We start from the raw sequence: 25,609 nt of genomic DNA, 5'->3' as shown, positions 1-25,609 counted from the left end.
CCGCCTATTTCCCATTAAGTGGCCCTTCGGGCCTTGCCTCCCTCCGCCGTCTGCCTTGACGAACCGCCCCCCTTCCAGTAAGGTTAGGACATCTTCACGGGGATGGAGTTCCCCAGCATCCGGCGACCTTGCACCGGAACAAACTGCCCTTGGGCTGATGACTCCTGCCGACGGTACCTTTGTGTCTGTCCGGGGGCATCCAGCTGCCAGACAGACCCGCCGACTGCGGGTTTTTTTATGCGTAAAAATCCCGGCAGACCCTGCCGGGCATCACTGGGAGATTCCACACCATGATCCTCTATCAGAAACTTCTCTGCATTGCTGCGGCCGGTTCCCTGGGCACCCTGTCCAGATACGGGCTGGCAGGTCTGGTTCAACGCCTCGCCGGAGGCGCGCAGGTTTCCCTGGATGATGGCGAGGAATCATCGGATGTTTCCTCTTCGGACTGATCTGGACACTGGGGGCCGACCGTATGGTCATCGGTGCCGAAACCCGTACCATTATCCTCACCGGATTCATGGGGGCTTTCACCACCTTTTCCACCTTTATTTCGGAGACCGGCCAGCTGGCCGTGGGAGCCCAATGGTGGGTGGCCATGGGAAACATCGTCTTTCAGGTAGGAGCAGGCCTCGCCCTGTTTGCCGCAGGTGCCGCCCTGGCCCGCCTGATCTGATCAACCGGAACCGTTACGTCAGGAGGCACCATGCCCATTCAAGAGGAAGCACAGCGTCTGAGAGTTTACATCGGAGACCAGGCCCGCCACATGGGGTCGCCCCTGTACCAGTGGATTGTCGAAGAGGCCAGGCGGAAAAAAATGGCAGGCGCCACGGTATTTCGCGGCCATATGGGCTTCGGGGCGAGCAGCTGCATCCACACGGACAAAATCCTGCGTCTCTCCGAGGACCTGCCTGTGGTGGTGGAGATCGTGGATCGCCCCCATCGCATTGAGGATTTTCTTACGGATCTGGAGTCCGTTCTGGTCAAAGGGATGATTACCCGGGAGACCATTGAGGTCATCGCCTACCGGGACGGTACGAAGTCATAGGGAAAAAAGGGGCAGATCAGGCCTCGGTCTGTCCCTCGGTGGCAAGGAAGGGCTCCCCTTTTCTTAAGGAGAGGTCCAGATCCGCTTCCCGGATGAGAATCTCCGAGGTCACGCCCTGGGACGGGAAGAGGCTCACCCCTACCCGCGCGTCAATGGAGACATCCCCTCTGCCCGCAAGGGTGTAGGGCCTCACCAGGCTTTCCGTCAATTCATCTGCTTTTGCATTGGCCTGCTCACGCGTTCGCACCGTCTCAATCACCACCACGAATTCATCGCCCGCCATGCGGCATACCAGCGCCTCGTCCGAAGCCACCTCCTTAAGCCGCTCCGCCGCATCCCTCATAACCCGATCCCCCGCCTTGTGGCCGTAAGCTTCGTTGATGGGCTTGAAGCGGTCCAGGTCGATATAGAAAAGGGCAAAGGGTTCATCCTTATACAGATTGACGGTGATCAGCTGCTTGATGTAGGCCTCGAAATACCGGATATTGGGCAACCCGGTAATGGGGTCGTGGTGGGCCAGGTAACGGATCCTGGAAAGGGAGGAGAGAAGGGCGTACAACATGGCCGTGATGACCAGGGAGAGCCCAAGCCCGGAGGCACGGAGGAATCCCTCGGCTTTGTAGACAACGGCGCCCCGGTAAGGCGCCGCCGCCAGGAGCCATGTCCCCACCGGAAGAGAAATGGGAAGCTGGACCGCGTCACTGCGTTCAAACAGGGCCGGGTCCCCGTAAAACACCTTTCCCTGGGCGCCCATGCCATCTTTTCCCCTCAGGGCATACACCAGGGAACCGGCATCCATGAGCCCGCTGGCCGCATAAAGGGAGTCCACATCCATCACCATGCTGGAGATTCCCCAATACGAGTTGTCCCCGTCGGTAAGATAAATGGGGCTCCTGCTGATGATGGCCCGCCCCCCCTGCACCAGTTCCACGGGACCTGCCACCACGGTCCGCCGGGTGTCAATGGCCCGCTCCACCATGGGCCACTGGGCCTCGCTCTCCCTGTAACGAAAGCCCAAAGCCGCTTCGTTCCCCTCCAGGGGGTAGATGTGGGTGATGACGTTATCCCTGGCCAGGCCGAGATTGCGGATATGGGGGGTCCTTCGGATCAGGCGACGGGCAATGACCTCAAAGGTCTCGGGCTGCACCTCCGGGTTGGTGGCCACGTAGATCACCAGCCCCAGGTTCAGGTTCAGGGTGGTGTTGATCTCAGACTCCAGAAGGGTTCGAACCCGGCCGGCCTCCTTGATCAAGGCCTCCCGTTCCCGGGCCTGCCAGCGATCCTTTCCAAGGTAAACCAGGCACTCGCTGCCCCCTGCAAGAAGCAAAAAACACAGCAAAGAGACCCCTGCAATGAACACGCGGCTGTCTGTGAATCGTTTCACAACACCTCCCCCTCACGGATGACCCCACCCTGCGTATTCCGGTGGACGATTCAATGATTTCGTTACACGATACGACATATCGCGACGAAAAAACGGATTGATCGTTTAATCATATCGTGTCGGCAGGTTCATGACAAGGACAGGGGCGGCGGCAGCCCCAGGGTTGTGACGAACGCTATCCAGCGGCAGAGATGCCAAGTCTCCCATGCCCAACCGTCTGTCAACACGGAACGGTAGCGGGCCATGGCAGAAGGGCCATTGGGCAACATCCTGGATGGTGGGTCCTTGAAAGGGATAAGGGGGGGACAGAGACGTGATCATCGTACCGAGCCCCGGCTACACCATGGACATAACGGGTATCCACCGACTCGTTTATACGGCTTCCGGGCTCAGGCAGGCGGAGCGGATATACGAAGCCAGGGAATCAATGGCCGACACCTCGGCATGGCAATACAGGGTGCGGCTGTTCCGCTCCTGGCGCAGAAGGCCTGCAGATATGAGGCGTGCAATGTGGTGGGACAAGGTCGAAGGCGGTACTCCCAGGGCTTTCTGAACCTGCCCCACCGGCACACCTTCCGGCCCTTCGTTGACAAGATACCGAATGATGGCAAGACGTGTTCCGTTGCCCAGTTCGGCAAGACGCTTGGCTGCCACGTCATGTTCCGTGAGCACGCTATGTGCGTTGAGTTCCATGCTCCCCCCTGTGATTAAAAAAACCTCTCCTTACATGTTTGATGACGTCCATTCAGGGCGCTTCTCGCTGCGGTCGCCCCCGGCCCTCCGCGCGAAACCTGCCCTGTCATTAACCATGTTCCCGCTAAGTTATCATTGTTTACACTTCAAGCATAGACCAGGTCAAGCAATTAAAAGAGCCGACGCCTTTCAGCCCGTCACCGTGACACAGGCATGCGTCTCCCTTCGGGGCGTTCAAATACACTTTCTACCCGGTCAATTATAGATCAATGAACTTTTTATTCAATGATTCATTTAAAAATAGGGTTCCGCCTCTCCAGTGAGGCAGGCCCTGCCGAGCTTGACCTGTTTTGCCCTGGCGATGTTTGCGGCAATTCCCGATGTCGCAGGTGACCGGAGATGACGGCACGACTTGCCGGGTAAAGGCCGCCCGGCCTCCTCAAGGGACATCACCAGGCCTGGCAACAGCCGCCACCTGCCGGAAATGATGAGAAGGGCCGTGGTACGCGCTGCGGCAGAGCGGGCGACCTCAGCCCGCCGTCGCGGCCACGGCTCACCGCGCAATCCCTAGAGAGCCGTGGCATCGGACTCCATTTCGGCACTCTAACAGACCGCATCGTCAAACATCACCACAGCATGGCACCTGACGCAAACCACGAGGCACTGTCCACGCCAGTCATCATGGCATCTTCGAAGCGCCTGAAGGGAAGCACAAGCTCACGGTAGGCGTTTCCCGGGTTGCCCAGCACCGAGCCCGTGCCCAGGGCCACCCCGTCGAGGCGGATATTCCCGTGAAGGGAGGGCCGCAGAAAAGGCAGGGCCATGGCATCGGAGCGCTCCACACCCGGCGTGTCACAATTGCCAGTCAAGGCACTGAACTGCTTTCGCCCCTTCTCCTCCCCGACCACGGCAACCATCACCGCAAGGCCAGCCAGGGGCCCATTGGAGATGTACGATTTCATGCCGGTGAGACGCCACCCATCGTCGACTCTCTCGGCGTAGGTGGTGAGCTTACCCGGATGGGCCCCTACTTTGGGTTCGGACACAGCAAAGGCCGAAGGGAAGCGCCCTTCAGCCATGGGAGGAAGCCAGGCTGCTTTCTGGGAGTCGCTGCCCAGGGCCCCCAGCATAAAATGGGCCACCAGCTGGGAAATCATCAGGGCAAGGGGAAGCCCCAGGTTCCCCGTGGCCAGGGTGAGCCGCCGTACCATCTCGGAAATCTCCGGCCCGGCCCCGCCCCTTCCACCGTAGGCCTCGGGGATGCCCACACGGCACAATCCGGCCCCGGCCGCAAGTTTCCAGAGGCGGCCGAACAGGACCTCGTCCCCAAGCCCCTCCCCATCGGCCCACAACCTGGCTGCCTGTTCTGAAAAACGCGTGATGCCCTCATCCATCCACATGGTCATGCCTTTCCCCCCGTTGCGTCATGGCGGCTCCCCCCTTTTTGCCGGAGTCCGCAGATTGATACGATATGATGATGTTGCTGCACCTACTCATTACACATATGAAATAGATTCAGGGTACCTGCAACACCGCTCCTTAGCAAGGCCCATCCTCTGCTCATAGAGATGTATTTCGCCCGTTTCTCTCAAAAAAACACCCGTATGCCAACCGGATCGCCATTAAAATCACCAATCATCCCCGGCCCATTCGCCCCCGCGTTTCCCTTTGACCCATGTTGCGGTTCAGGCTAAAATAAATGCCATCTCCACCAACAACATGTCTGCACACAGGTCGCTTGCGCCGTGTCCTCATTTGGACGCAGCGATCTCACCGCCACGCACGTCGGGGTCGAGGCCATATCGGCACATCTACTCGGCCTTCCCGGGTTCAGCCTGCGCCGTCCCTTACCCGGGATAAATCACAAGGGGCCCCATGGGTATTCGCCAGAAAACAATTCTCTCGATTCTCATCGCAGTGGTGATCTCCATCGGCCTCTTTTACCAGCTTGCCGATCGCACCATCACAACCCGCTTCAGCACCCTTGAAGAGCACAGGGCGCGTAGCCGCCTCAGCTTTGTTTTTCGTCTGTTGGACAACAGCCGAAACAACCTGCACATGCTCACCAGGGACTGGGGTTCCTGGAACGACACCTACGCCTTTATGGACCACCAGGCCCCGTGGTTCATGGAGAGCAACCTGATGGCAGACACGTATGTGGACGCCAGCCTGTGCTACATCGGTTTTTTTCCCCTTGAAGGCGAACCGCGGTGGGAAGGCTTTTACGATCACTCAGCACAAACCATGGCGCCCCCGCCACCATTTCTGGCCCAAACCATCGGCGACCTGCTCCGGGAACTCAGGGGCCTGAGGGCGGACGCCACACTGCCCCCGGTTTGCGTTTGAGAAACCACTTCCATTCATCGCTGGCACCCCGATCCTTCGAAGCGATGAAACCGGCCCGTCCCGTGGCTGGCTCATCATGGTGCAGAAACTCAGCGACACCTTCTTTGCCGACCTTTTTCCCGAACCGGACACCAGGATCACCGTTGCCGCCCACCCGGCCTCCACGGCGTCGGCCACCATCCGGTTCGCCTTCACGGACAACCGGTCCCACTACTTCTGCACCGGCTCTCTCCCCGGCAATACGGGCCGGGACGCCGTAACACTGACCCTGACGGGCAGCGCCACCATCGCCCTTGCCGGCAGGAACCTTGTCAACCTCACCGAAGGCGGCATCCTTTTTACCGGCCTGATGCTGAGCCTTCTCACCTACCTGCTCATCCAGCGGACCCTGCTCAAACGACTCCTTTTCCTGCGCCACCAGGTGGCCCCTGTGGCGGCACCGAGGACCCCGGTAGAAAACGTCCAGCCACGTGGAAACGACGAACTCTCGGCCCTGGCCATGGACATCAACGAGGTCTTCAAGCGCATCGTGGAAGAGGAGAACCTCAACCAGAACATCCTCACCGCCCTCAATGTGGGGATCCTCATGATTGATGCCCGCTCCGACACCATCCATGAGGCCAACACCTGCATGCAGAAGATGACGGGAAAAACCCGGGAGGAGCTGGTGGGACACCGAGCCGACGAGCTGTTCCACCTCTCGGGCAGCGGAGAACACAGGCCCGGAGGCCCTCACCAGGAAAAAGGCATTCTCCGGGGGGACTCGCCCCGCCACGTCCTTCGGGCCACCACTGCCACCAGTTACCACGGCACACCGTTTCGCATCGAAACCTTCACGGACATCCAGGCCCTGGAGTCGGCCCTGGAAGACGCCAAACGTTCCGAATCCCATTACCGCACCCTGTTTCACAACTCCGCCACACCCAGTGTCCTCTTCTCGGCCACCGGCCACATCGCCAAGCTCAACCGGGAGTTCCTCCGGTACTCCGGAGCCGGAAGCCCCCTGGAGCTTCAGGGGCAGCACTGGTCTGAATTTCTCAACACCGAAGCCGCGAAAGGATCGAGGCCTACCTGTCGGAAAAAAAAACGGCATCTGCTTTTTGAAGACGACGTGGTGGTTTCTTCCTACTTCCACGACCTGCCGGGGGGACGCACACGGCAGCCGCATCATGCGCCTGCCGGGGACCCGAGGAACACGTCTACGGTAGCTGAACATCGCCACAAAAGGCAGAAGAGATGCTGCGCCGCCAGGCGTTCTACGACAGCCTCACGGGCCTTGCCAACCGGCGCTTTTTTGAAGAGACCCTCACCCACGCCCTGGACGTGGCCCGGCGCAAGCAGCGCCCCATCGCCCTGTTCCTCATCGACCTGGACGGTTTTAAAAGCGTCAACGACACCATGGGCCACCCCTGCGGCGACAAGCTCCTCACCCTGGTGGCCCAGCGGCTGGTGAGCACCATGCGCACCAGTGACACCGTGGCCCGCATGGGGGGCGACGAATTCATCGTCCTGTCCGAAGAGATCCGGGGCACCCAGGACATCCTTGCCATCCTCTACCGCCTGGAGGACGCCTTCGGAGCGCCCTTTGCCCTCGGCGCCACCCAACTCCACGTCACCCTGAGCATCGGGGTCTCACGATTCCCGGATGATGCGGAAGATGCAGAAACTCTCATCCGGAACGCCGACCTTGCCATGTACCGCGCCAAGCAGCAGGGGGATACCTACAGCTTCTTTACCCACCGCCTGGACCGGGACGCCAGGCAAAGCTTTGAGATGGAACAGGACCTGCGCACCGCCGTGGAAAAAAAGGAGTTTTCCATGTACATCCAGCCACGGGTCGACATGGTGGATCACACCCTCCTCGGCATGGAAGGGCTCATTCGGTGGTGCCATCCCCAGAAAGGGATCTGTTCCCCGGCGGAGTTCATCCCCTGTGCCGAACGCAACGGCCTCATCGTGCCCATGGATATGTGGATGCTGGAAACCGGGTGCACCCAGGTGGCGATATGGAACAAAGAGCGCGAGGCCCTGGCCGGCAAGCCCCCGTTGCGCCTTGCCCTCAATGTCTCGGCGTGGCACTTCAGGGACAACAGGCTCCCGGACAGGGTGATGGAGATGTTGAAAAAGACGGGCTGTGAGCCCGGGTGGCTGGAACTTGAGGTGACGGAAACCGCCATCATGAAAAATCTCTCCGGGGCTGTGGCCGCCCTGGATCGGCTGCGGGCCATGGGCATCTCCATCGCCCTGGACGACTTCGGTACCGGCTACTCCTCCCTCAACTACCTTCGGAACATGCCGGTGGACACCCTGAAGATCGACCGTTCCTTTATCGCCGCCCTGGTCCCCGAAGACGAAAAAAGCCGGTTTCTCCTTGCCACCATCGTGGAAATCGGCACCCACTTCGACATCCACGTGGTGGCCGAGGGGGTGGAAGAGGAGTGGCAGCGGGCTTACCTGGAATCCATCGGCTGCCCTTCGGCCCAGGGCTATCTCTGGTCACCGCCGGTTCCCGTGCCGGAATTCCCCCACCTGAAGGACACCCTGCCGCCGGGCTAAGTTGCTGCCGGACGCGGCGGAACCACCCTGCAGGCAAGGACATCGCCTTCTTTGACCACGGCGTGCTCAAACAGGCCGGGCGTGTCCGCCCCCACCCCCACGGACCGCAGCCTCTCCCCGAACCGGATCTCACTCTTGAACTCCAGCTCCAGGCGGGCCAGCGCGCCGTTCATCAGCACCTCCGGGGGCACGCTCTCCAGAATCCACTCGGCGTAACGCACGTTGTTCACATGCCCGTTGATGTCCAGGTCCCGGAAGCCCGCCTGCCAGTGCAGTCCTTCCTCGGGTACCTCCATGGACCCGAGGCGTTCCGGCACCAGACCTCGTCGGCCCCCAGCTCACACACAGGGACCTTCACGGGAAAGGCCGAGGTCCTCACCATCCTGCGGGTCTCAAGGCTCACCAGGGCAAAGCTGCTCACGCCAGAGGCCAGGGGCCTTCCGTCATCTCCCACGGCTTTGAAAGCGCGATAGAACAGAAGGGGTCCCCTGCCGCCGTGCCAGGTGGTGATGTGCACCGACTCTCCTCGCATGGGAAGGGTCTCGAACTCTACCCGCATGCCGGCCATGACCCAGAAGAGGCCAAATTCGCCCACCCGGTCAAAGGCCCCGTGGACGGCGTCCGAGTGGCGCATGGCCCCCTCCTGAAAGTAACGCAGCATGGCCGCAGGAACCATGCGCCCCGTTGGACCGCAGTCCCACGAGGGAACCTGAAATGAGATCTCAAACCTCTTTATCTCACTGCCTGTCAAGGAATCCTCCTTACCAACTCTCGAATACGCCCGGAGGCAGATGCCTCCAGAAATTGCTCGCCCAAGACCTTTCCCATGGCAACGCTCGTCTCCCAGAAGGAGACGCGCTCGTCGTCCCGGCCCGCAAGACGGTTGAAGTCCCGCCTGTCCGGAATCCGCCCCAGGGGCAGGGAAGCCACAAAGGAGGGCGAAGGCGCCAGAAGCACCACATCGGACAACAGAGCCCCCCCTGCCATGCGGCTGGGACGGTTCCTGTCGAACCAGCCCAGGGTCACGTCGCTGTAAAAGTGGGGGTAAAGCACAAGGCCCTTTTCCCCGTTCATAAAATCAAAGGCGGGGTGATAGTGAAACAGCCCGCCGTCCCGGTACACGCCCTTGGGCCCTCCGGGAATGTCCCGCACCCCTTCCATGATGTAGGGGATGGAACCGCTTGCCAAAAGGGCCTGCCGAAGATTCTCCGGCGTCAGGGCCGAAGCACCGCCCGTGAATTCGCCGTTTTCCGAAAACGGCGGCACATCCCGGGGATCAAAAAACAAGGTGGGACGGCACTGGGCCCGGAACAGCTCACGGGAGATCCGATTCGCCCCCCAGGCCCCGGCAATGCCTGCGATCATGGCCAGGGGGTGGTCCGAGGCAAGGGGCCCCCGGCAGCGCACTGTGGAGAGGTGGAGCCTGCAATAGGGATGGGCCAGGATCTCCTCGGCCTTTCCCGGCCCCAGGCAGGTGTCCATGATGCGGTGGGCCTCGTCGCTCACCTGCCGGGGCGTCACCTTGCCCGAGTAATACTGGTGGATATAGGCCTGGGCCAGCCTGTCAAAGGCCCCTTCCGGGTGGGTGCGGGCGGCCAGGCCCGCTCCACACACCCATCGAGGTGCCCCGAACAGGTGAAGGGGTTTTGTTCGACCGTGAAACCACCGGCCGAAAATCGCCGACTCCAGCCCGTGCAGCACCAGCCACTTGGCCGCCCCGGATGCCCCCACCACCATGGAGATATCGTCCGGGGAGAGCCCCTCCTCCCGGATCCGCCCATAGGCCCTGTGGCCCGCCAGAATCAACAACTCGCCTGCCATGTGTTCTCCTTTCACTTAAAATCATCCCATGGATGCTGCCATGGTCTCCAGCTCCTCATTGGACATGATGCCCATGGCCCCGAACTCCTCCTTGGTAAACAGCACAAATTCTCCTTCGGACGAGGCGCACACGTCCCCCTCTTCATCGCGGATCTCAGCCACCACCCTGGCTTTTCGCTCACTGAGCCGCTCTTTGATGATGCCGCTCAGTGCCAGGGGCGTCCCCACGCGCACGGGCTTTTTAAAGGCCACGTTCATCCCCTTGGTAAGAATGAACCGCTCGGTCAGGTGGATGGCGGTCCAGCTCATCGTCTGGCGTCACGTGGTGAAGATCCCCCCGTGCACCAGGTTGCTCCACCCCCTGAACCGAGGCCTCACCGTGAGAAAGGAGCGAAGCTGCTCCCCGTTGGACTCAAAGCTCATCTTCAGGCCGTGGGGGTTCTCCGTCCCACAGGCAAAACACTCCCGATCCACCCCCTCAAGGGACTTCCACTGTGTCTCTGTCATTTTCTCTCTCCCAATTCCAAGTACAGATTCATCACGTTGGTTATATTGTTCAGCCGGTGCCATGGCACCGGCAGGGTTAACGCATTAAAAACGCCTCCGGCGGCCCTGCCGGGGGTCAACCTTTTAAAAAGGTTGATAAACAGGTTTAGCCGAAATTCCCCAAAACCTTGGCGGGTGTCCTCGCCCTGAGGAACGAAGGGAGAGGACATCCGCAACCTGGGGTCCAGGGGATCATCCCCTGGCCGCCGGAGGCCTGCTTTTTGAACCGACTTTAGCCATAGGAGGCTGCTTTTCCCTCACGTGGCCCCGAGAAGGAGCCTGGCCGATCGAATCATGTGGGCGCAGTGGGCATCAAAGGTCCCGGCCTTGAGGTGGTACTGGCAGAAGTAGTGGGACCCTTCGGACAGGGAGATCAGGGCCTCGGTGGTGGCCTGGGGGTCATCAACCCGAATCACCCCGGCTCCCGGAACAGGCCATCTGCTTGGTGAGGTATCGCCGGTAGTTGCCGTAGAGGTTACGAACCCGCTCCATCACCTCGGCGTCCCGCTGGCTCAGGGCCAGAAATGAAAACACCACGGAGAAGCTGGCAGCCTCGTACCACTCCCGGCTCCAGATCAGCGAAAGGAGGCGCTCCAGGCGCTCTTTCGGGTCCCCGCCTTCTGGGAGCCGTGCAAAAAGGGCCGCGTAGGTCCGCAACACCTCGTCCACCAGGGCCATCACCATCTTCTCCTTGGAGCCGAAGTAATGAATGATGAGGCTGGCATGGACCCCGGCCTGTTTGGCCACCTTGGCCACGGAGGCGTTTTCAAACCCCTCGGCCTCGATCACCTCGTAAAACGCCTTTAAAATGGCCGGTTTTCTCTCGTCTGCACTCTGTCGTTTCCGTCCTGTCATACCCATCCTTTGCGGTGCCTTCAGCGTCGCCTGCTTATTTATTGAACATTCATTTAATAAGCAGACACACGCCTGCTGTCAAGGCCAATGACCACGGCCAACGGCATGTAAAAACTCAGTTGCCTCCGGCGGGTCGCTTTTTGAAAAAAGCTCCGCAAAAAACTTTCCGGTAGCCAAGGCTCTTCTCTTCAGCCCCTGCGGGCCTGAAGAGACGTGCCTTGGTAAACGACAACAACAGGGACAGAAACAGTAATGAGGCCCCCAAAAAAGCGCAACATGTTTGTCAAACGTTTCAAAAACTTGGTCCCCGTCAGGGCCGCCGGGAGTTCCTGGAAACCCCATGGCGAATGCATGGAGGAAGCCATAATTTACGGGCGGAGCCCGTCAGCAAATGTGTAGGGGCTTTAGCCCCGGAGCATTTGCGAACCTGAAGGCCTGTTTTTTTCACCCATTTTAACGATAGAAGGCGAACTGAATAGTCATAAACCGCCAATACATGCGTTCCTGTCAGCTGAAATGCACCGCCACCCAGATGGTCTCCCGGTCCTCGGGAGTCCAGGTGACCCGGTGGCGGGCATGGGCCGGAATCAGGAGATGATCCCCTTCCCGGAGATGGATCTCCTCTTCGCCCTCAAAGCAGAGGCGCGCCTCGCCCTTGGCCACCATCACCCACTCGTGGGTCTCCTGGTCGTACCAGAACCCGTCCGGGGAAGCGTGGCCCTTGGAGACGATGCGCTCCACGGTGACCCCGCTGCCCGATGCAAGGGTTGTGATGAGCTCTTCGGGAAGCTCGGCCGGGATGCCCTCGAACAGGGATGCACGCACCGAACCTTCCTCTTCTTTTCGTTGCCTGTCCATTGTTTCTCCGTAAATTGTTTCCAGCCATCAGCCGGCTGTGTTATGACCCCATCGGAATTTTACCATGCCCGGACAGGTTCCACCCTTTTTCGGGCCCTTGCAACCTTTTTTCAACGGATGAACCGGCCAGTGACACATTCCCGAGGCACCACCCCACCCGACATGCTCTTTATCTATCCCCCCGCAGCCAAGATCAGCGAGCCCCCGGCGGGCATCGCCCGGCTTGCCGGGGCCCTGAAGCACCACGGGATTGCCGTGAAATCCGTGGACATGAGCCTGGAAGGCTTCATGTACCTCTTTGACAGCGCCTCGGAAGCCCACGACAAGTGGAGCACCCGGGCCCTGAACCGAAAAGACCGAAACCTGGGGCTGCTTACCTCCGGGCAGGGGTACGAAAACATCGACCGCTACCGCAACGCGGTACTGGACACCAACCGGGTGCTGAAGGTGGCCTCGGAAGGCACCGGTGCCCTGGCCTCCATGGCCAACTACAAAAGCGACACCCTTTCGCCGGTAAAAAGCGGAGATCTCCTCCAGGCCGCCCGGAAGCCCGAAGAAAACGCCTACTTTCCCTATATCAAGGCACGGTTCAAAGCGCTCGAAGAAGAGTGCGGGGGCCTCACCACCGTGGGCATCTCCATGAACTACCTCAACCAGGCCCTCACCACCTTTGCCATCATCGGTCACCTCAAAGCCGCCTACCCCCATGTCCGCATCGTCCTGGGAGGCGGCCTGGTCACCTCATGGATGCGCATGCCCTCATGGGAGAATCCGTTTAAACACCTGGTGGACGAGATGATCGCAGGGGAAGGCGAACACCCGCTCCTCAGGCTCTTCGGCAAAGAGCCCGACCAGAAGCACTACCTGCCCGACTACGACGATTTCAAGGACCTCCCCTACCTGGCCCCGGGGTTTGTCCTCCCCTTCTGCGCCGCAGGGGATGTCGGTGGCGGAGCCACCTTCTGCCCAGTGGCGGCAAACCCCTACACCCCGGTGGAGACCACCACCGCCGTCGCCCACCTCAACACCCTGGTGGAGGCCCTCAAACCCGCCCTGGTCCACATCGTGGACAACTCCGTGGGACCGGCCTTCTTGAAAAAACTCTTTGCCAGCGGGTTCAACACCCCCTGGTACGCCTTTGCCCGGGTCACCCCCCACCTCACCGACGAAGCGTTCTGCAGGGACCTCAAGGCCTCAGGGTGCCGCATGCTCAAACTCGGCATCGAGTCCGGCGATCCCGCGGTCCTTTCGGACATGAACAAAGGGGTGCCCCCGGAGATGGTCTCCCGCGCCCTTGCCACCCTGCGCAAGGTGGGCATCAACACCTACGTCTACCTTCTCTTCGGTACCCCCACGGAGACCGAAGCCGCCGCCCGGAAAACCCTGGACTTCGTGGCCCACCACCACGACGCCATCGGATTTCTCAACCTCTCGGTCTTCAACCTCCCCTACTTCGCCCCCGAAGCAAAGACCCTCAACACCAGCACCTTCTACGACGGCGACCTCTCTCTCTACAGTGAATTCAACCACCCCCTGGGATGGAACCGCTCCCTCATCCGCCACTTCCTCGAAAAGGAATTCAAAAAACACCCCCGCATCGCCCCCATCGTCCACCGCGACCCCCCGGTGTTCAACTCCAATCACGCTGCCTTTTTTTAAAAAGCATGCCTCCGGCGGGCAGGGGCTAAAGCCCCAGGTTCGCGAATGCTCCCGGCCTTCGTCCCTCAGGCCGCTCGCATTCGCTGACGGGCTGCGCCCGTAACCAGCGGTGTGAGAATATTTATCTTCACGGTTTTTCTCGCGCCAGGGATCTGCCTGGGAGTGTGGGTTGCAAGGCTCCGCCTTGCGGGGCGGGGAATAGCCGATTTATGGGCAAAATGTACAGGGTGACGGGACCTCACCATAGAGGCAGAGCCTGGGAACGAAAGGTACTCTGGTCCAGAGGCTTGCCCCTTACACTCGGTACTCAACACGGGCGAAGCCCGTCAGGGAATGTGATGAGCCTGGAACCAAGGGTAACAGCCCCATGATGTCGAGGTAATGCACTTAAATCGGCAGTAGCCAACTGGCAACAACGTATCCTGAGACCTCGAAGCTTGTGAGCCAGCCCGCATAAACCATCAACGTTTGCGTCGGGCGAAGCCCGAGCCGAAGGCCCTTGCGCGTTGCCCTTCGTTCCTCTGGGCAACGCGCAAGGGCTATATGCTTTCGAGGTGTTTTCGCTATTGTGGCTTCGCCACCCTCGCCGCCGGAGGCATGCTTTTTCCATATAGAAGGCATTTTTACTCCCCACGCAAGAAACCGTCGATGTGCTTTTTGGCGGTGCGGCGGTCGAGGCCGGTTTTGCGGGCCACTTCGCCGATGTTGTGGCAGCCGCTCCAGAGGTGGTGGCAGTAGGCCTGGAGGAGTTCGGTGGCGGTGAGGCGGCCCTGGGCCATGGCCTGCGCAAAATCGGGGGTTTCGGCTTCGGGGGCCTGGGTGGTATAGCGGCGTTTGAGGAGGATGCGACGGACGCATTGGGCCAGTTCGCGGACGTTTCCGGGCCAGGGGTAGCCTGTGCCGGGGTCTTTCTGGATGGTGGCGGTGACCATGGCGGCAAGGTCCGGGGCGGGTTTTCCGATGATGCGGGCAACGGTGAAGTCCACCAGGGCCTTGAGTTCGTCCGGGGATTCCCGGAGCCGGGTGCGTAAAGGGGGCATGACAATGAGGTCCGAGCAGAGGCGGTAGAAAAAATCGTCTCGCATGCGGCCTGTGGCAGTGAGCTCTGAGGCCGGGCGGTTGGTGGCGGCGATGATGCGGCCGGAGAACCGCTTTTCCGTGCGGCTGCCCACCGGGGTGTAGGTGCGCTCTTCCAGCACTTTTAGCAGCTTGATCTGGAGGCCCGGGCGCACCTCGCCGATTTCGTCTAAGAAGATAGCCCCGTGGGGGCTGCACCCGGCAAAAAGCCCCTCGTGGTCTTTGACCGCGCCGGTGAAGGAGCCCTTGGTGTGGCCAAAAAGTTCGGACTCCACCAGGGTTTCGGAGAACTGGGAGAGGTTCACCGAGACAAAGGAGGCGGCAAAGCTCTCGGTAAAGCGCATGGAAACGGGATCAAAAGGAATGAACCCGGACCTGCCGATGGCCTGGGCCGCGCTGCCTTTGCCGGTGCCGGTCTCCCCCAGGAGCAGGGTGGAGAAATCCTCCATGCGGTTCACCAGCCAGGACTCGTAGAGGTCGATGTCGCTGGTGAAGACGTTGTTCCACAGATCCTCCCGCAGAGCCACCATGGAGGGGCTCAGGCCGGGAAGTCCCCGGTCGATAAAGAAAAACGCCCGCCGGATCTGGAAACTCAAGGCAAAAAAACGCAGGGCATCTGCCTCGGTGAACCCCGAGGAGACGAGCTCCTTCAGGGCATCACCCGCAAAGGGCACGGGAAGCACCCGCGCCCCTTCTGCGGACTGGGCAAGGATATGGGCGTCAAAGGCCCCCATGTGGCGATGGAATAGGGCAAAGAGGTGGGCATACTTTAAAAGCTCCTGATCGGCATGGCCATACCCTGAAAGATCCCCCCGGCCCCCGGCCTTCATCTCAGCCATGCGATGGTCCACGTCCGCGATGGTCCGGGCCAGGGCATCGTCCTCGCCGCCGTAAACCCCTGCAATGCGGCGGTTGATGGCCTGGCGCTCCTCGCTGAAGGGGTTGGCCCGCACCGCATCACGCACCAGGGAAAAAAAGGTTCTCTCATCTTCGGTCAAGCGATGGCTCATCGACGAATACCTCCATTCAGATGGTGCCTTCTTATGGGCAAGGCCAGTTCAAAAAGCGTGCCTCCGGCGGCGAGGTGGAGCCACCTCGAAAGCTGATTGCCCTTGCGCTTTGTCCCTCGTTCCTCGGGCCAAAGCGCAAGGGCCTTCGGCTCGGGCTTCGCCCGACATGGACGCTGATGGTTTGTGCGAGCAGGCTCACAAGCTTCGATACAACAGGATACGTTGTCGCTACCTGTCCATTGCGGGTTGATTTAACCCAGCTGCCTCCGGTGGAGACTCAAAATGACAACCCAAAACCTGTTTATCATTTTTTGTATACACACATATCATAAATTCACAAGCCCCAACACCACATCTATACACCAAGCAGCCCCATAATAGCCCTTACCGTCGAAAATCAAGCCGTTACCAAAACACGGTAACTCTGGCACGGCTTTTGATATACATGTCCCCAAGAAAAAAACATCCGGCGAAGATCCACTCGCTATGGTATGCATAGTCAACCGTTACGAACCCCAAGGAGCCCCCATGACAACCCATGAGCACAGCCCGTTGAGCCTTCTGAAGGCACCTCGCTTCGCCCCCTTTTTCTGGACCCAGTTTGCAGGGGCCTTTAACGACAACATCTTTAAAAACGTCCTCATGCTGCTTCTGGCCTTTCGCGCGGCCCAGCCGGGCCAGACCGATATTCTCATGAACCTGGCCGCAGGGCTTTTTATCCTCCCCTTCTTTCTCTTCTCGTCCCTGGCCGGCCAGATCGCCGACAAGTTTGAAAAGGGGCGTCTCATCCGCATGATCAAGGTGGCGGAGATCGGCATCATGTGCGCGGGGGCCGCGGCCCTCATGCTGGGCAGCACCGCCTCCCTTCTGGCCCTCCTCTTTCTCATGGGGACCCAGTCCGCCTTTTTCGGGCCGGTAAAATACAGCATCATGCCCCAGCACCTGGATCCGTCCGAGATCGTGGGGGGCAACGCCCTTGTTGAGATGGGAACCTTTGTGGCCATCCTGGCCGGCACCATCGCAGGGGGGCTTTTGATCCAGCTTCCCAGCGTATACGCCGCCCTGGCCGTTGTGGTCACGGCCGTTGCCGGGTGGCTCGCCAGCCGCAAAATCCCCAAGGCCCCTGCCGCCAGCCCGGACCTTGCCATCAACTGGAACATCTTCAGCCAGACCCTCCGCACCCTGGGGTACGCAAAAAAAGAGAAGGTCGTGTTTCTTTCGGTTCTGGGCATCTCCTGGTTCTGGTTTCTGGGGGCCTGCTACGTCACCCAGATTCCGGCCTACACCAAAAACGTCCTGCACAGCACCGAAGGGGTGGCCACCCTGCTCCTGGCCATGTTCTCCATCGGTATCGGCGCAGGCTCCATGCTCTGCGAGTACCTCTCCGGCAAGAAGGTGGAGTACGGTCTGGTGCCCATCGGCTCTCTGGGCCTCAGCCTTTTCGGCATCCACCTGGCCGCTGCGGGCAGCCTGCCCGTGCCAGAGGCACCCCACACCCTCATGGGATTCCTCGGCGCAAAAGGGAGTTTTCCCATCCTCCTCGACCTGGTCCTCATCGGCATCTTCGGCGGGCTCTACATCGTGCCCCTGTTTGCCATTGTCCAGACCCGAAGCGAGGAGAGCCACCGATCCCGCGTCATCGCGGCCAACAACATCCTAAACGCCCTGTTCATGGTAGGGGCCGCCATCCTGGGCGGGGTCTTCCTTGGTCCCATGGGCCTCTCCATCCCGGCCCTGTTTCTCACCATCACCCTCATGAACATCGCCGTGGCCGTCTACATCTACACCCTGGTGCCCGAGTTCACCATGCGCTGCCTGGTCTGGGTTATTACCCACCTGTTTTACCGCATCCATCACGAGCACCTGGACAAGATCCCTGCCGAAGGCCCGGCGGTCATCGTCTGCAACCACGTGAGCTACATGGACGCCCTCATCATCGGGAGCTGCTGCAGGCGCCCGGTGCGCTTTGTCATGGACAAGGGCATCTTCAACATCCCGGTCCTCAACTTTATCTTCCGCACGGGAAAGACCATCCCCATCACGGCCAAGCGCAAAGACCCGGAGGTGTACGAGGCGGCGTTTCAGCGCATCGCAGAAGAGCTGGAAGACGGCCAGGTGGTCTGCATCTTCCCGGAAGGCAAGCTCACCCGCAACGGCGAGATCGACACCTTTAAAAGCGGCATTGAAAAAATCATCAAACGCACCCCGGCCCCGGTGATCCCAACGGCCCTCAAAGGCCTGTGGGGCAGTTTTTTCAGCCACAAGGACGGCACGGCCCTTGCCAAGCGCCCCAGGCGACTCTACTCCAAGATCCACTACACCGTGGGGGATGCTGTGACACCGGAAGAGGTCAGCGCAGGCGGCCTGCACAGCCTGGTCTCGGAATTGCGCGGCGATCACGCCTGATCGGCGGAATCCTCTGGAAGATTCCGTTGAAATATGTTTTGCTTAAAGGTATCGGAGGCAGGCACGCCCGCGGTCCGTTTGGGGCCGTCGGGTGCCCCTGGCCTCCACAACCCATCAACGAGAGGTAAAGACCCCACCCATGATTGAAGGCATAACCTGGGCGGGCATTGTGTTTTGTATTACACAGTCCGCCATCTTTTCCGGCCTGAACCTGGCCTTTTTCAGCATCAGTAAACTCCGACTGGAAGTAGAGGCCACCCAAGGCAACATCTATGCAGCCCGGGTCATCAAGATCCGCAAGGACTCCAACTTCCTTCTCACCACCATCCTCTGGGGCAACGTTGGCATCAACGTGCTCCTGGCCCTTTTGGCCAATTCCGTCATGGCGGGCGTCACCGCCTTTCTCTTCTCCACGGTACTCATCACCTTTCTGGGAGAGATCATCCCCCAGGCCTATTTTTCACGGCACGCCCTGAAAATGGCTTACGGGTTCACCCCCCTGCTCCGGATCTATCAGTGCCTCCTCTTTGTGGTGGCCAAGCCCACGGCCATCATGCTGGACCAGTGGCTGGGCAAGGAGTCCTTCCACTTCATGCGTGAACGGGACATGCAGCAGCTCATCACCATGCACATGAAGTCCGACCAGTCGGACATCGACGCCGTGGAGGGCAAGGGTGCCATCAACTTCCTGAATCTCGACGACATCCCCCTTAGCAGAAGAGGTTGCATGACCTGAGCATCATCCACCTCCCCTTCAAAAACAACGTGCCCTGCTTCCCCCCTGCGGGCACCCCGGAATTCGAGGAGTTCATCAACCAGATCCAATCCTCGGGTAAGAAGTGGACCATCCTCATCGACGACATGGGGTATCCCGGCTTTGCCCTGAACTCCGACAGCTTTCTCAGAAGCGTCCTCTTTGACACCGCGCCCATCCATCCCATGGCCCACTGCCACCGCCCCATCATCACGGCGGACGCCACCACGCCCCTGGGCTCGGTGCTTCCCAAGCTCAAGGTCCACCCGGAGCGATCCGACGACGACGTCATCGACGACGACCTGATCATTTTATGGGGAAAAACAAAGAAAGTGGTGACCGGTGCCGATATCCTGGGAAGGCTCTTGCGGGGCATTGCGGAGCGGCCGAAGATGACCTAGGGGTTTCCCAAGCCGAAATATAACGATTCTTCTCAAAATGCCTCCGGCGGCCCTGCCGGGGGCCAAACTTTTGAAAAGTTTGACAAACAGGTTTCAAAAACAGATCAGGTAAACTGAATCAATGACCTACATCCTTTTCCCCGAGGTATCCGCCTAGGCCGATGTGTTTGTGCCCCCACCTGGCCGCCGGAGGCTGTTTTTTTGAAGCGGAATAATTCCAAAAAAAATGCCGCTGCCCCTTAACCCGAGGTACAAGGGCTAAGGGGCAGCGGCAACCAGCTTTTGAGGTGTCTCACCTCGCTGCCGGGGGCATTGCTTGTCTACGTTTTTTCGGCCTTAGTTCTCTGCTTCGGGGGTTGCGGCGTCGTTGCCCAGCAGCTCCCGGGTCAGACCGTTGATATCGTTACCCTTGAGGCCGATATCGGCCAGCAGGGAGTCCACCAGGGGGGCCTGGCCGCGGTAGCGCAGGGCGCTGTTCACCAGCTGGTCGGACAGGCTGGCGTCCCCTGAGGCTGCTGCGGCGCTGCCGTTTGCAGACGCCCCGTTGAGACCGTCCACCTGGATGATCTTGATGCCGTCGATGTTCTCCATGGGCTTGACGCTCTCCCGGATAATCTCGGGGAGGTACTTGATGAGGGCCATGCGGATCTGCATGGCAACCTGGGCTTCGGACAGGGTGTTGTCCGCGTCGTTCAGGGCCCGCTTGCCCTCGGCTTCCACGGCGTAGCTGCGCTCTTCGGCGTCGGCCTTGAGGATCTCGGCGTCGGCGGCGGCCTTGGCTTCGATCATGAGCTTGTCGGCTTCGGCGGTGGCTGCGATGCGAATGGCCTCGGCCTCGTCTTCGGCGGCAAGTTTCTGGGTCTCGGCGGCCACCTTGATCTTGATGGCGTCTTTCTGGGCGGCCTTTTCCGCTTCGATGAGTTCCACGAGCTTGTCTCGCTCGGCAACCTGGCTCTCACGGACGGTGACCACGCTCTCTTCCTCTTTAACGGCCATGGCCCGCGCCTTGTCCGCCTCGGCCTGGGCTTCGGACTTGGCCTTGGATTTTTCGGCGATGGCGATGGAGCGATCCTGCTCGGCCAGTTCAACGGCTTTTTCCTGCTCGATCTTGGCCGTCTCCAGGACCTTCTCCTTGGCAATGTCCTTTTCGCGTACCTGACGCTCCTTGTCGATCTTGCCCTCTTCCACGGCACGATCCGCTTCGATGGTGGCCATGTCTACCTTCTGCTTGGCCTCGATCTTGGCCTCTTCGGCGTCACGCTGTTTCTGGGCGCGCTCCCGGGCGATTTCCGCGGCCTGGTCTGCCTTGCGGATCTCGATCTCCCGCTCCTGCTTGAGGCGGGCGTACTCCTCTTCCCTCTGGATCTCCAGCTGCAGCTTTTCCGCTTCCAGGTTCTTGTTGGAGATGGAGACCTCGGTGTCCTGCTCGATGGCGTTACGCTTCATGCGGCGCACCTGGATCTCTTCGGTGAGCTTGGTGAGACCCTCGGCGTCAAAGGCGTTGTCCGGGTTGAAAAACTCCTTGCCGGTCTGGTCCAGGCCGGTGAGGGAAACGGTTTCGAGCTCCAGGCCGTTACGGAAGCCCTTGTCGACCACCTGCTGCACCTTCTGCACGAAATCCACTCGCTTTTCATGGAGTTCGGTCATGGTCATCTCGGCGGCAACGGACCGAAGGGCGTCCACGAACTTGCCCTCCACCAGTTCCTTCAACTCGTCCGGGTTCATGGTCTTCATACCCAGGGTCTGGGCCGAGTTGGCGATGGACTCCTCCGAGGGCTTCACCCGCACGTAGAATTCGGCCATGACGTCCACACGCATGCGGTCCATGGTGATGAGGGCCTGGGTCTCGGCACGGCGCACCTCAAGGCGCAGGGTGTTCATGTTCACGGGGATCACCTCGTGAAGCACCGGCAGCACCAGGGCCCCGCCGTTCATAATGACCCGCTGGCCGCCGAAGCCCGTCCTTACAAAGGACGTCTCCTTGGACGAGCGGGTATACAGCTTGGAAAAAATAACACCCACACACAGCAAAGATATGAAAACAATACCAGCAATAATCAACATACTGCCCATTCCTCCCATCTCAATCATGCATTTCTCCTCGTTTAATTCGGCTGTGCCCATGGCACAAGCCACACACTCGTATACGTTTAGTCTTCAAGTTCTTCACAGGTATTTAAAATAGCACGAAACACCGCGCCCTTCTGCTCCACGATCAACACCGCATCTCCCTGCTCCAGGGCCTGGCCCTCCTCATCGGGTTCCACCATGATGTAATGGGTGGTGCCGTAGCGGTCTTTCAATTTTGCCTGGGCAGGGCTCGATACCTCGGCACGGCCCAGGGTGATCCGGGCCACCTTGCCGATGTAGCTCTTCTCCGAGATCACCTCGGTCTCGTCCCTGGGAAGAAACCGCGCGCAGGTGCGGCCAAACACCTTCACCACGGGAAGGGTCCCCAAAAGGGCCCCCACCGCCGCCAGGACAGAGGGCAGATAGCCCCCGGTCAGCGTCTCAGCCGCGGACTGGATGCCCAGGCCCAGGAGGCCGAAGGAGGTCAGCGAGACCACCAGCAGGATGAGAAACGGCACCCCGCGAATCTGAAGCCACCCCAGAAACCGGGTAAGGCCGGAATCGGCCACGTCCGGGGCGTCTATATCCACGGAGGCATCCACGTCCGGGAACAGGCTGTCCAGAAGATCGGAGATACCGAATCCCAGCAAAATCCCTACCCCTTCCATCACGGAGATACACAGCATCACCCCAAGGGCGACGGTGAACGGAAGGTTGGCGGGATGCAGGATCAGCTTAACCATGGGCGCCCTCACCCTTGAAGGCGGCCAGACGCTCTCTCACGCGGTTGCTCCGGGCCATATCTTCAAGCTCGGCAAGCTTCACCGCATCGGCACGCCCAGTACTTGCCGTTGCTGGAGAGCGTTCCCATGCCGCTGGCCTTGGCCGTAACCCGTTCAAAGGTCGCCTGGGCTTCGGCCACGCGCCGCGCCACATCCCCTGAAGCTGAGGCTCCCTGGGGGGCGTCGCCTGCTTCCCCTTCGGCCCGGACAGCTTCCCGGTACTGGGCCAGGACCTCGGTCATCTCCCGTTTCTGGGCCTTCAAGGCATTCAGGTAGCTCTCCAGCTCTTTTTCCTGGGCGGCGTTGTCGGCCACGGCAGTCTCCAGGATGGGAATCTGGGCTTCGATGTCCATCTGCTTGCCGATGGCCGCTTCGGCCAGGTCGTCACGGTTTTCCCGCACGGCCAGCTCGATGCTGCCGGTGAGCTCTTCGTAGGTCCGGTTCATGGCCATGAGGCGCTTGCTGGCAAGGTGCTTGCCCGCCACCACCTTGCCAAGCTCTTCACGCACCTCGTCCATGGCGCCTTCCACGTCGCGGATGGTCTCTTCCATGACGCTCTCCGGCACCGCCCCTTCCAGGGCAGAGACCACCGAGTTCACGCTGCCGCTGACGATGCGGCGTACCCGTTTCCAAAGCCGTTCACTACTCATCACTGATCTCCTTCTTGTTTTCGAGTCATGATTTCCTGCATCAGCGCCGACAGCTCCATGGTGGATGCGATGCGCGATTTCACAGCCTCAGGGTCGTAGCAGAGGCGAAAATCCGATGCCCCCATCTGAAGCGTTACGTCCATCATTCTGGATACGCGTTCGGTAAGGCCGCGCTCCAGTCCCGACAGGTCCTCGGCGCCTTCCGCCTGGTCTGCGGTATACGACAGGAAAAACGCGAGCAAATCCGGAAGCCACTCAAAGGAGCGCGTCACGAGCTCCGAGGAGACCCCGGCCCTTTGCTCGTCGGCCCGGACCTTCCGCACCGCAGGCCCCATGAGCCGCGTTATCTCGTCAAACCAGTCCTGATAGCCTTCGATCTCATTTTCGGCTGCACGCCTTTCGGCAATGAGCGCCCTGAACCGGTCACTGGGCGTCTTGGCCCCTTTAAAGTCGAGCCGACTTAAAAACTCGGCGTCATCTTCTGTGATTCGCACACTGAAAGGTACGGTTTTTGGCGGCATGTCCTCCCCCGTTGTCTTGAATTGTCCATCGGTTTTCAACCGAGTCCGTCAACATAGTTACGACAGATGAATTCATTTGTAAACATTTATTGTCAACCAATGGACAACAGCTCCAGACACACAATATTGTTATACCATCGCACCGTTACACGTCCGCCGCCCCACGTAGCCGGTCACAGGAAATCCCGTTGACACGCGACACCGGACCATGTGAGCATACATCCGCTTCACGAAGCCGACCGGCCCACGGGATGTGTTGACACGGCATCGGGAAACAGGCTAAGGCCTGATGGAGATGAAAAGACCGGAGGGCTGTTTGGCACCTTAGTGTCGACAGCCCGTACCTGAAACATCAAAAACCCTGGAACCAGCCCATGCACATATACGGACTTCACGACGCCAAGCGGGTCATCAGCACCATGCTTCCCCTTGTGGGATACATCCTCGGCTTCATCGGCCTGACCCTGTTCACCGACATCTTCTTTGCGGGAATGCGCACCGGAGAAGAGGCCCAAAATGCCCTTGCTGCACACGTCGCCGTCTCCACCGCCCTCAATTACCTGGTGATGACCTTTTTCCTGGGCCGCATCATCGAGCTGATCTTCGGCCTCCGGCCCCTTCCGGTACTTTTGCTCATTCGCAAAAAACTCCCGGGCTACCTGCTGACCACCCTGCTCCTCACCCCCGTCATGATCCTGGTGTCCGCCCTGTTTTTCCCGGGAAATCCCCAGGCCCTGTTCTACACCGTCATGGTGACCCTGAAGGTGCTGCCCATCTATGTTTTTCCCCTGGTCTTCATCACCGGCCAGGCCAGGCATGCGGTGTTCACGGGCATTAAGTGCCTTTTAGGCAACGTCTCGGACTCCCTTTTCCTCATCATCCTGAGCGTTGTGGCCTTTCTCTTTGAGGGATACATCCTGCCGGTTCTGCTCCCGTCCCTTGAAAGCAACACCCTGGCCTCCGCCGTCACGGTCAGCTGCAACATCTTCTTCAGCCTCTACATCTTCACGTCAGCGGCCTGGGTCATGAAGGAGAAAATCTACAGCGACGGGACGCCGGACGAACCGGTGACCCTCCATTAAAAAAGTGGAAAGACAGTCAGGTAAACGTGGGGCACAACAGGATGGGTGGAAGGCACTCGGAGTCCGGGTCAGGGCTTGAACCGGACAAACAGGGCACCGGAGAGGATCAGGAGCAGTCCTGCACACATCAGAACCACCGACCTGGCGTTGGTGGTGACAAAGGCCTGAAACCCCGCCGCTTCTGCGGGGTCGTAAAATGAGATGGCACCGATAAAGGCGGGAATGGCAAAGGCAATGCAGATCCAGCCGAAAACCTCAAACCACTCTTCCCTGATACTCGGCACCAGGATAACAACGAGCAGCACCCCTCCAAGGGCAGCCACAATCCCCCCGGCCCTCTCCAGGCTTCCCTGGAAGGCCCCTTCCCAAAAGAGATTGTAAACCACCCCGCACAGCAGCATCAGCAGGTGATAGTACAAAAAACCGGCAAGGGCACACAGGCCGATGGTTATAAGTTTTAAGGCGAGCCCTCCAGTCTTCCGGGGCTTTAGCGTTTGCGGAGCTGGCTCCTCCTTTGCGGCTGCGGGTTCTGCGGTTTCCTGCTTGCGAGGCTCTCCGGCGGGGGGTCCCGGCGTCGGCACGGCAACCCGGGGAGCGGGTGTTGGCTCTGCGGCCCCAAAGGAATCCACCACAGACTCCACGCGGATCCGGTCCTGAAACGTGTCTGTTTCGTCCTGGGACACCAGCACCACGACGGGCTGCCGCCCTTCGGCTGCGGGAAAGGCAAGCCCCAAAGCCACCGGCATCACCATGGCATCAAGATCCGGGATGATAAAGGCGTCAAGTCCCCGGCTTTTGCTCAGGGTCATCATCTTCCTGGCAGCGGTGTCGCCGTCCCGGCTTCTGGCATAAATGTACTCCACATCGATCCCGTCGGAAAAATCCGGAATCAGGGTACGCAGAATCACGCAGGCGAACTCTTTGTCAATGGCCTCATCGCCGGAAGAGGAGTCGATGCCGTGGCAGATCAGCACCACCTTTTCATGCTGCACACGTTTTCCGGAAGCCGGATCCATAACACTCAGTGCGTGTTTTATCTCCATTTCGCCTCCACCATTCGCCAGAAACAGGAAAAAAAGTCCGTTCCGCCTGC

General features: G+C 60.0%; 27 protein-coding genes, 1 pseudogene and 1 riboswitch. Of the genes and pseudogenes, 11 read left to right on the top strand and 17 right to left on the bottom strand.

The window, feature by feature from the left end; translation table 11 throughout:
* Positions 1-89: 89 nt before the first annotated feature.
* Positions 90-174: riboswitch (Fluoride riboswitch) on the top strand.
* Positions 175-290: 116 nt separating this feature from the next.
* The 3 genes from ACOYW2_RS01690 to ACOYW2_RS01680 are packed head-to-tail and all read left to right on the top strand — an operon-like array spanning position 291 to position 1,045.
* On the top strand, positions 291-449 hold the full coding sequence (locus tag ACOYW2_RS01690) for a hypothetical protein (RefSeq protein WP_482769178.1): 159 nt from the start codon (positions 291-293) through the stop codon (positions 447-449).
* A gap of 23 nt (positions 450-472) precedes the next feature.
* Complete coding sequence (locus tag ACOYW2_RS01685) at positions 473-673, top strand: CrcB family protein (RefSeq protein ID WP_482769177.1); 201 nt, start codon at positions 473-475, stop codon at positions 671-673.
* A 30-nt stretch (positions 674-703) separates the two neighbouring features.
* Complete coding sequence (locus ACOYW2_RS01680; RefSeq protein WP_482769176.1) at positions 704-1,045, top strand: DUF190 domain-containing protein; 342 nt, start codon at positions 704-706, stop codon at positions 1,043-1,045.
* 16 nt (positions 1,046-1,061) lie between these two features.
* Here ACOYW2_RS01680 and ACOYW2_RS01675 read toward each other — a convergent pair whose 3' ends face one another.
* The 3 genes from ACOYW2_RS01675 to ACOYW2_RS01665 form a co-directional block, all read right to left on the bottom strand.
* A complete protein-coding gene (locus ACOYW2_RS01675; RefSeq protein WP_482769175.1) occupies positions 1,062-2,429 on the bottom strand; it encodes a diguanylate cyclase domain-containing protein in 1,368 nt (455 codons plus the stop codon).
* A 372-nt stretch (positions 2,430-2,801) separates the two neighbouring features.
* A complete protein-coding gene (locus ACOYW2_RS01670) occupies positions 2,802-3,122 on the bottom strand; it encodes an ArsR/SmtB family transcription factor (RefSeq protein WP_482414951.1) in 321 nt (106 codons plus the stop codon).
* Between the two features lie 626 nt (positions 3,123-3,748).
* Positions 3,749-4,528, bottom strand: coding sequence for an acyl-CoA dehydrogenase family protein (locus tag ACOYW2_RS01665; RefSeq protein WP_482769174.1), 780 nt, complete (start codon positions 4,526-4,528; stop codon positions 3,749-3,751).
* 469 nt (positions 4,529-4,997) lie between these two features.
* On the opposite strand from ACOYW2_RS01665, the gene ACOYW2_RS01660 reads away from it, so the two are divergent.
* The 3 genes and pseudogenes from ACOYW2_RS01660 (at position 4,998) to ACOYW2_RS01650 (ending at position 8,024) form a co-directional block, all read left to right on the top strand.
* Positions 4,998-5,468, top strand: coding sequence for a CHASE4 domain-containing protein (locus tag ACOYW2_RS01660; protein WP_482769173.1), 471 nt, complete (start codon positions 4,998-5,000; stop codon positions 5,466-5,468).
* 76 nt (positions 5,469-5,544) lie between these two features.
* Positions 5,545-6,504 (top strand): annotated as a pseudogene (locus ACOYW2_RS01655) (PAS domain S-box protein); the annotation flags it as partial.
* 200 nt (positions 6,505-6,704) lie between these two features.
* A complete protein-coding gene (locus tag ACOYW2_RS01650; RefSeq protein WP_482769172.1) occupies positions 6,705-8,024 on the top strand; it encodes a putative bifunctional diguanylate cyclase/phosphodiesterase in 1,320 nt (439 codons plus the stop codon).
* Here ACOYW2_RS01650 and ACOYW2_RS01645 read toward each other — a convergent pair.
* The 8 genes from ACOYW2_RS01645 to ACOYW2_RS01610 form a co-directional block, all read right to left on the bottom strand.
* Complete coding sequence (locus ACOYW2_RS01645) at positions 8,021-8,254, bottom strand: hypothetical protein (RefSeq protein WP_482769171.1); 234 nt, start codon at positions 8,252-8,254, stop codon at positions 8,021-8,023. The two genes, ACOYW2_RS01650 and ACOYW2_RS01645, sit on opposite strands and share 4 nt — an antisense overlap.
* Positions 8,251-8,775, bottom strand: a complete 525-nt coding sequence (locus ACOYW2_RS01640) for an acyl-ACP thioesterase domain-containing protein (protein WP_482769170.1) — start codon at positions 8,773-8,775, stop codon at positions 8,251-8,253. Before ACOYW2_RS01640 ends, ACOYW2_RS01645 begins: the two co-directional genes overlap by 4 nt.
* Complete coding sequence (locus ACOYW2_RS01635; protein WP_482769169.1) at positions 8,772-9,845, bottom strand: patatin-like phospholipase family protein; 1,074 nt, start codon at positions 9,843-9,845, stop codon at positions 8,772-8,774. Before ACOYW2_RS01635 ends, ACOYW2_RS01640 begins: the two co-directional genes overlap by 4 nt.
* A gap of 21 nt (positions 9,846-9,866) precedes the next feature.
* Positions 9,867-10,154 carry a PaaI family thioesterase gene (locus ACOYW2_RS01630; protein WP_482769168.1) on the bottom strand — a complete coding sequence of 96 codons (288 nt, stop codon included), beginning with the start codon at positions 10,152-10,154 and terminating at the stop codon, positions 9,867-9,869.
* 9 nt (positions 10,155-10,163) lie between these two features.
* Complete coding sequence (locus ACOYW2_RS01625) at positions 10,164-10,352, bottom strand: hypothetical protein (RefSeq protein WP_482769167.1); 189 nt, start codon at positions 10,350-10,352, stop codon at positions 10,164-10,166.
* Positions 10,353-10,648: 296 nt separating this feature from the next.
* A complete protein-coding gene (locus tag ACOYW2_RS01620) occupies positions 10,649-10,807 on the bottom strand; it encodes a hypothetical protein (RefSeq protein ID WP_482769166.1) in 159 nt (52 codons plus the stop codon).
* Positions 10,794-11,246: a TetR/AcrR family transcriptional regulator gene (locus ACOYW2_RS01615; protein WP_482769165.1), complete on the bottom strand. Its 453-nt coding sequence runs from the start codon at positions 11,244-11,246 to the stop codon at positions 10,794-10,796. The genes ACOYW2_RS01620 and ACOYW2_RS01615 overlap by 14 nt, the downstream gene beginning before the upstream one ends.
* 507 nt (positions 11,247-11,753) lie before the next feature.
* Entirely contained in the window at positions 11,754-12,104 is a 351-nt protein-coding gene (locus ACOYW2_RS01610; RefSeq protein WP_482769164.1) for a cupin domain-containing protein, read from the bottom strand.
* Between the two features lie 129 nt (positions 12,105-12,233).
* Here ACOYW2_RS01610 and ACOYW2_RS01605 point away from each other — a divergent pair, with 129 nt between their 5' ends.
* The gene (locus tag ACOYW2_RS01605; protein WP_482769163.1) at positions 12,234-13,763 is read left to right on the top strand and encodes a B12-binding domain-containing radical SAM protein; all 1,530 of its coding nucleotides are present in this window, start codon (positions 12,234-12,236) and stop codon (positions 13,761-13,763) included.
* Positions 13,764-14,386: 623 nt separating this feature from the next.
* On the opposite strand, the gene ACOYW2_RS01600 is transcribed toward ACOYW2_RS01605, so the two are convergent.
* The gene (locus ACOYW2_RS01600) at positions 14,387-15,850 is read right to left on the bottom strand and encodes a sigma-54-dependent transcriptional regulator (protein WP_482769162.1); all 1,464 of its coding nucleotides are present in this window, start codon (positions 15,848-15,850) and stop codon (positions 14,387-14,389) included.
* A 528-nt stretch (positions 15,851-16,378) separates the two neighbouring features.
* Between ACOYW2_RS01600 and ACOYW2_RS01595 the strand changes: the two genes are divergently transcribed.
* From ACOYW2_RS01595 to ACOYW2_RS01585, 3 genes are all read left to right on the top strand, one after another.
* On the top strand, positions 16,379-18,256 hold the full coding sequence (locus ACOYW2_RS01595) for an MFS transporter (protein WP_482769161.1): 1,878 nt from the start codon (positions 16,379-16,381) through the stop codon (positions 18,254-18,256).
* A gap of 169 nt (positions 18,257-18,425) precedes the next feature.
* Entirely contained in the window at positions 18,426-18,992 is a 567-nt protein-coding gene (locus ACOYW2_RS01590; RefSeq protein ID WP_482769160.1) for a DUF21 domain-containing protein, read from the top strand.
* The gene (locus ACOYW2_RS01585; RefSeq protein WP_482769159.1) at positions 18,980-19,411 is read left to right on the top strand and encodes a hypothetical protein; all 432 of its coding nucleotides are present in this window, start codon (positions 18,980-18,982) and stop codon (positions 19,409-19,411) included. The genes ACOYW2_RS01590 and ACOYW2_RS01585 overlap by 13 nt, the downstream gene beginning before the upstream one ends.
* Before the next feature lie 336 nt (positions 19,412-19,747).
* Here the strand turns inward: ACOYW2_RS01585 and ACOYW2_RS01580 are convergent, their stop codons facing one another.
* From ACOYW2_RS01580 to ACOYW2_RS01565, 4 genes are all read right to left on the bottom strand, one after another.
* Positions 19,748-21,502 carry a flotillin family protein gene (locus ACOYW2_RS01580; RefSeq protein WP_482769158.1) on the bottom strand — a complete coding sequence of 585 codons (1,755 nt, stop codon included), beginning with the start codon at positions 21,500-21,502 and terminating at the stop codon, positions 19,748-19,750.
* Between the two features lie 59 nt (positions 21,503-21,561).
* A complete protein-coding gene (locus ACOYW2_RS01575; protein WP_482769157.1) occupies positions 21,562-22,224 on the bottom strand; it encodes a YqiJ family protein in 663 nt (220 codons plus the stop codon).
* A gap of 62 nt (positions 22,225-22,286) precedes the next feature.
* On the bottom strand, positions 22,287-22,913 hold the full coding sequence (locus ACOYW2_RS01570) for a PspA/IM30 family protein (protein WP_482769156.1): 627 nt from the start codon (positions 22,911-22,913) through the stop codon (positions 22,287-22,289).
* The gene (locus tag ACOYW2_RS01565; RefSeq protein WP_482414938.1) at positions 22,913-23,434 is read right to left on the bottom strand and encodes a hypothetical protein; all 522 of its coding nucleotides are present in this window, start codon (positions 23,432-23,434) and stop codon (positions 22,913-22,915) included. The genes ACOYW2_RS01570 and ACOYW2_RS01565 overlap by 1 nt, the downstream gene beginning before the upstream one ends.
* A gap of 374 nt (positions 23,435-23,808) precedes the next feature.
* On the opposite strand from ACOYW2_RS01565, the gene ACOYW2_RS01560 reads away from it, so the two are divergent.
* On the top strand, positions 23,809-24,516 hold the full coding sequence (locus ACOYW2_RS01560) for a hypothetical protein (protein ID WP_482421430.1): 708 nt from the start codon (positions 23,809-23,811) through the stop codon (positions 24,514-24,516).
* A 68-nt stretch (positions 24,517-24,584) separates the two neighbouring features.
* Here ACOYW2_RS01560 and ACOYW2_RS01555 read toward each other — a convergent pair whose 3' ends face one another.
* Entirely contained in the window at positions 24,585-25,559 is a 975-nt protein-coding gene (locus tag ACOYW2_RS01555) for a hypothetical protein (RefSeq protein ID WP_482769155.1), read from the bottom strand.
* Positions 25,560-25,609: the final 50 nt, after the last annotated feature.

It is taken from the genome of Desulfoluna sp. CLI2B (assembly GCF_056847375.1).
Note: the sequence above shows the minus strand (reverse complement) of the source record. Positions and strands in the feature narration are given on the sequence as shown.

Coding starts and splice junctions, on each gene's coding strand:
- ACOYW2_RS01560 (WP_482421430.1), top strand. CDS start 23,809: ATGCACATATACGGACTTCACGACGCCAAGCGGGTCATCAGCACCATG.
- ACOYW2_RS01670 (WP_482414951.1), bottom strand. CDS start 3,122: ATGGAACTCAACGCACATAGCGTGCTCACGGAACATGACGTGGCAGCC.
- ACOYW2_RS01610 (WP_482769164.1), bottom strand. CDS start 12,104: ATGGACAGGCAACGAAAAGAAGAGGAAGGTTCGGTGCGTGCATCCCTG.
- ACOYW2_RS01650 (WP_482769172.1), top strand. CDS start 6,705: ATGCTGCGCCGCCAGGCGTTCTACGACAGCCTCACGGGCCTTGCCAAC.
- ACOYW2_RS01665 (WP_482769174.1), bottom strand. CDS start 4,528: ATGACCATGTGGATGGATGAGGGCATCACGCGTTTTTCAGAACAGGCA.
- ACOYW2_RS01615 (WP_482769165.1), bottom strand. CDS start 11,246: ATGACAGGACGGAAACGACAGAGTGCAGACGAGAGAAAACCGGCCATT.
- ACOYW2_RS01660 (WP_482769173.1), top strand. CDS start 4,998: ATGGGTATTCGCCAGAAAACAATTCTCTCGATTCTCATCGCAGTGGTG.
- ACOYW2_RS01635 (WP_482769169.1), bottom strand. CDS start 9,845: ATGGCAGGCGAGTTGTTGATTCTGGCGGGCCACAGGGCCTATGGGCGG.
- ACOYW2_RS01575 (WP_482769157.1), bottom strand. CDS start 22,224: ATGGTTAAGCTGATCCTGCATCCCGCCAACCTTCCGTTCACCGTCGCC.
- ACOYW2_RS01680 (WP_482769176.1), top strand. CDS start 704: ATGCCCATTCAAGAGGAAGCACAGCGTCTGAGAGTTTACATCGGAGAC.
- ACOYW2_RS01625 (WP_482769167.1), bottom strand. CDS start 10,352: ATGACAGAGACACAGTGGAAGTCCCTTGAGGGGGTGGATCGGGAGTGT.
- ACOYW2_RS01630 (WP_482769168.1), bottom strand. CDS start 10,154: ATGAGCTGGACCGCCATCCACCTGACCGAGCGGTTCATTCTTACCAAG.
- ACOYW2_RS01690 (WP_482769178.1), top strand. CDS start 291: ATGATCCTCTATCAGAAACTTCTCTGCATTGCTGCGGCCGGTTCCCTG.
- ACOYW2_RS01685 (WP_482769177.1), top strand. CDS start 473: ATGGTCATCGGTGCCGAAACCCGTACCATTATCCTCACCGGATTCATG.
- ACOYW2_RS01580 (WP_482769158.1), bottom strand. CDS start 21,502: ATGATTGAGATGGGAGGAATGGGCAGTATGTTGATTATTGCTGGTATT.
- ACOYW2_RS01595 (WP_482769161.1), top strand. CDS start 16,379: ATGACAACCCATGAGCACAGCCCGTTGAGCCTTCTGAAGGCACCTCGC.
- ACOYW2_RS01570 (WP_482769156.1), bottom strand. CDS start 22,913: ATGAGTAGTGAACGGCTTTGGAAACGGGTACGCCGCATCGTCAGCGGC.
- ACOYW2_RS01600 (WP_482769162.1), bottom strand. CDS start 15,850: ATGAGCCATCGCTTGACCGAAGATGAGAGAACCTTTTTTTCCCTGGTG.
- ACOYW2_RS01555 (WP_482769155.1), bottom strand. CDS start 25,559: ATGGAGATAAAACACGCACTGAGTGTTATGGATCCGGCTTCCGGAAAA.
- ACOYW2_RS01565 (WP_482414938.1), bottom strand. CDS start 23,434: ATGCCGCCAAAAACCGTACCTTTCAGTGTGCGAATCACAGAAGATGAC.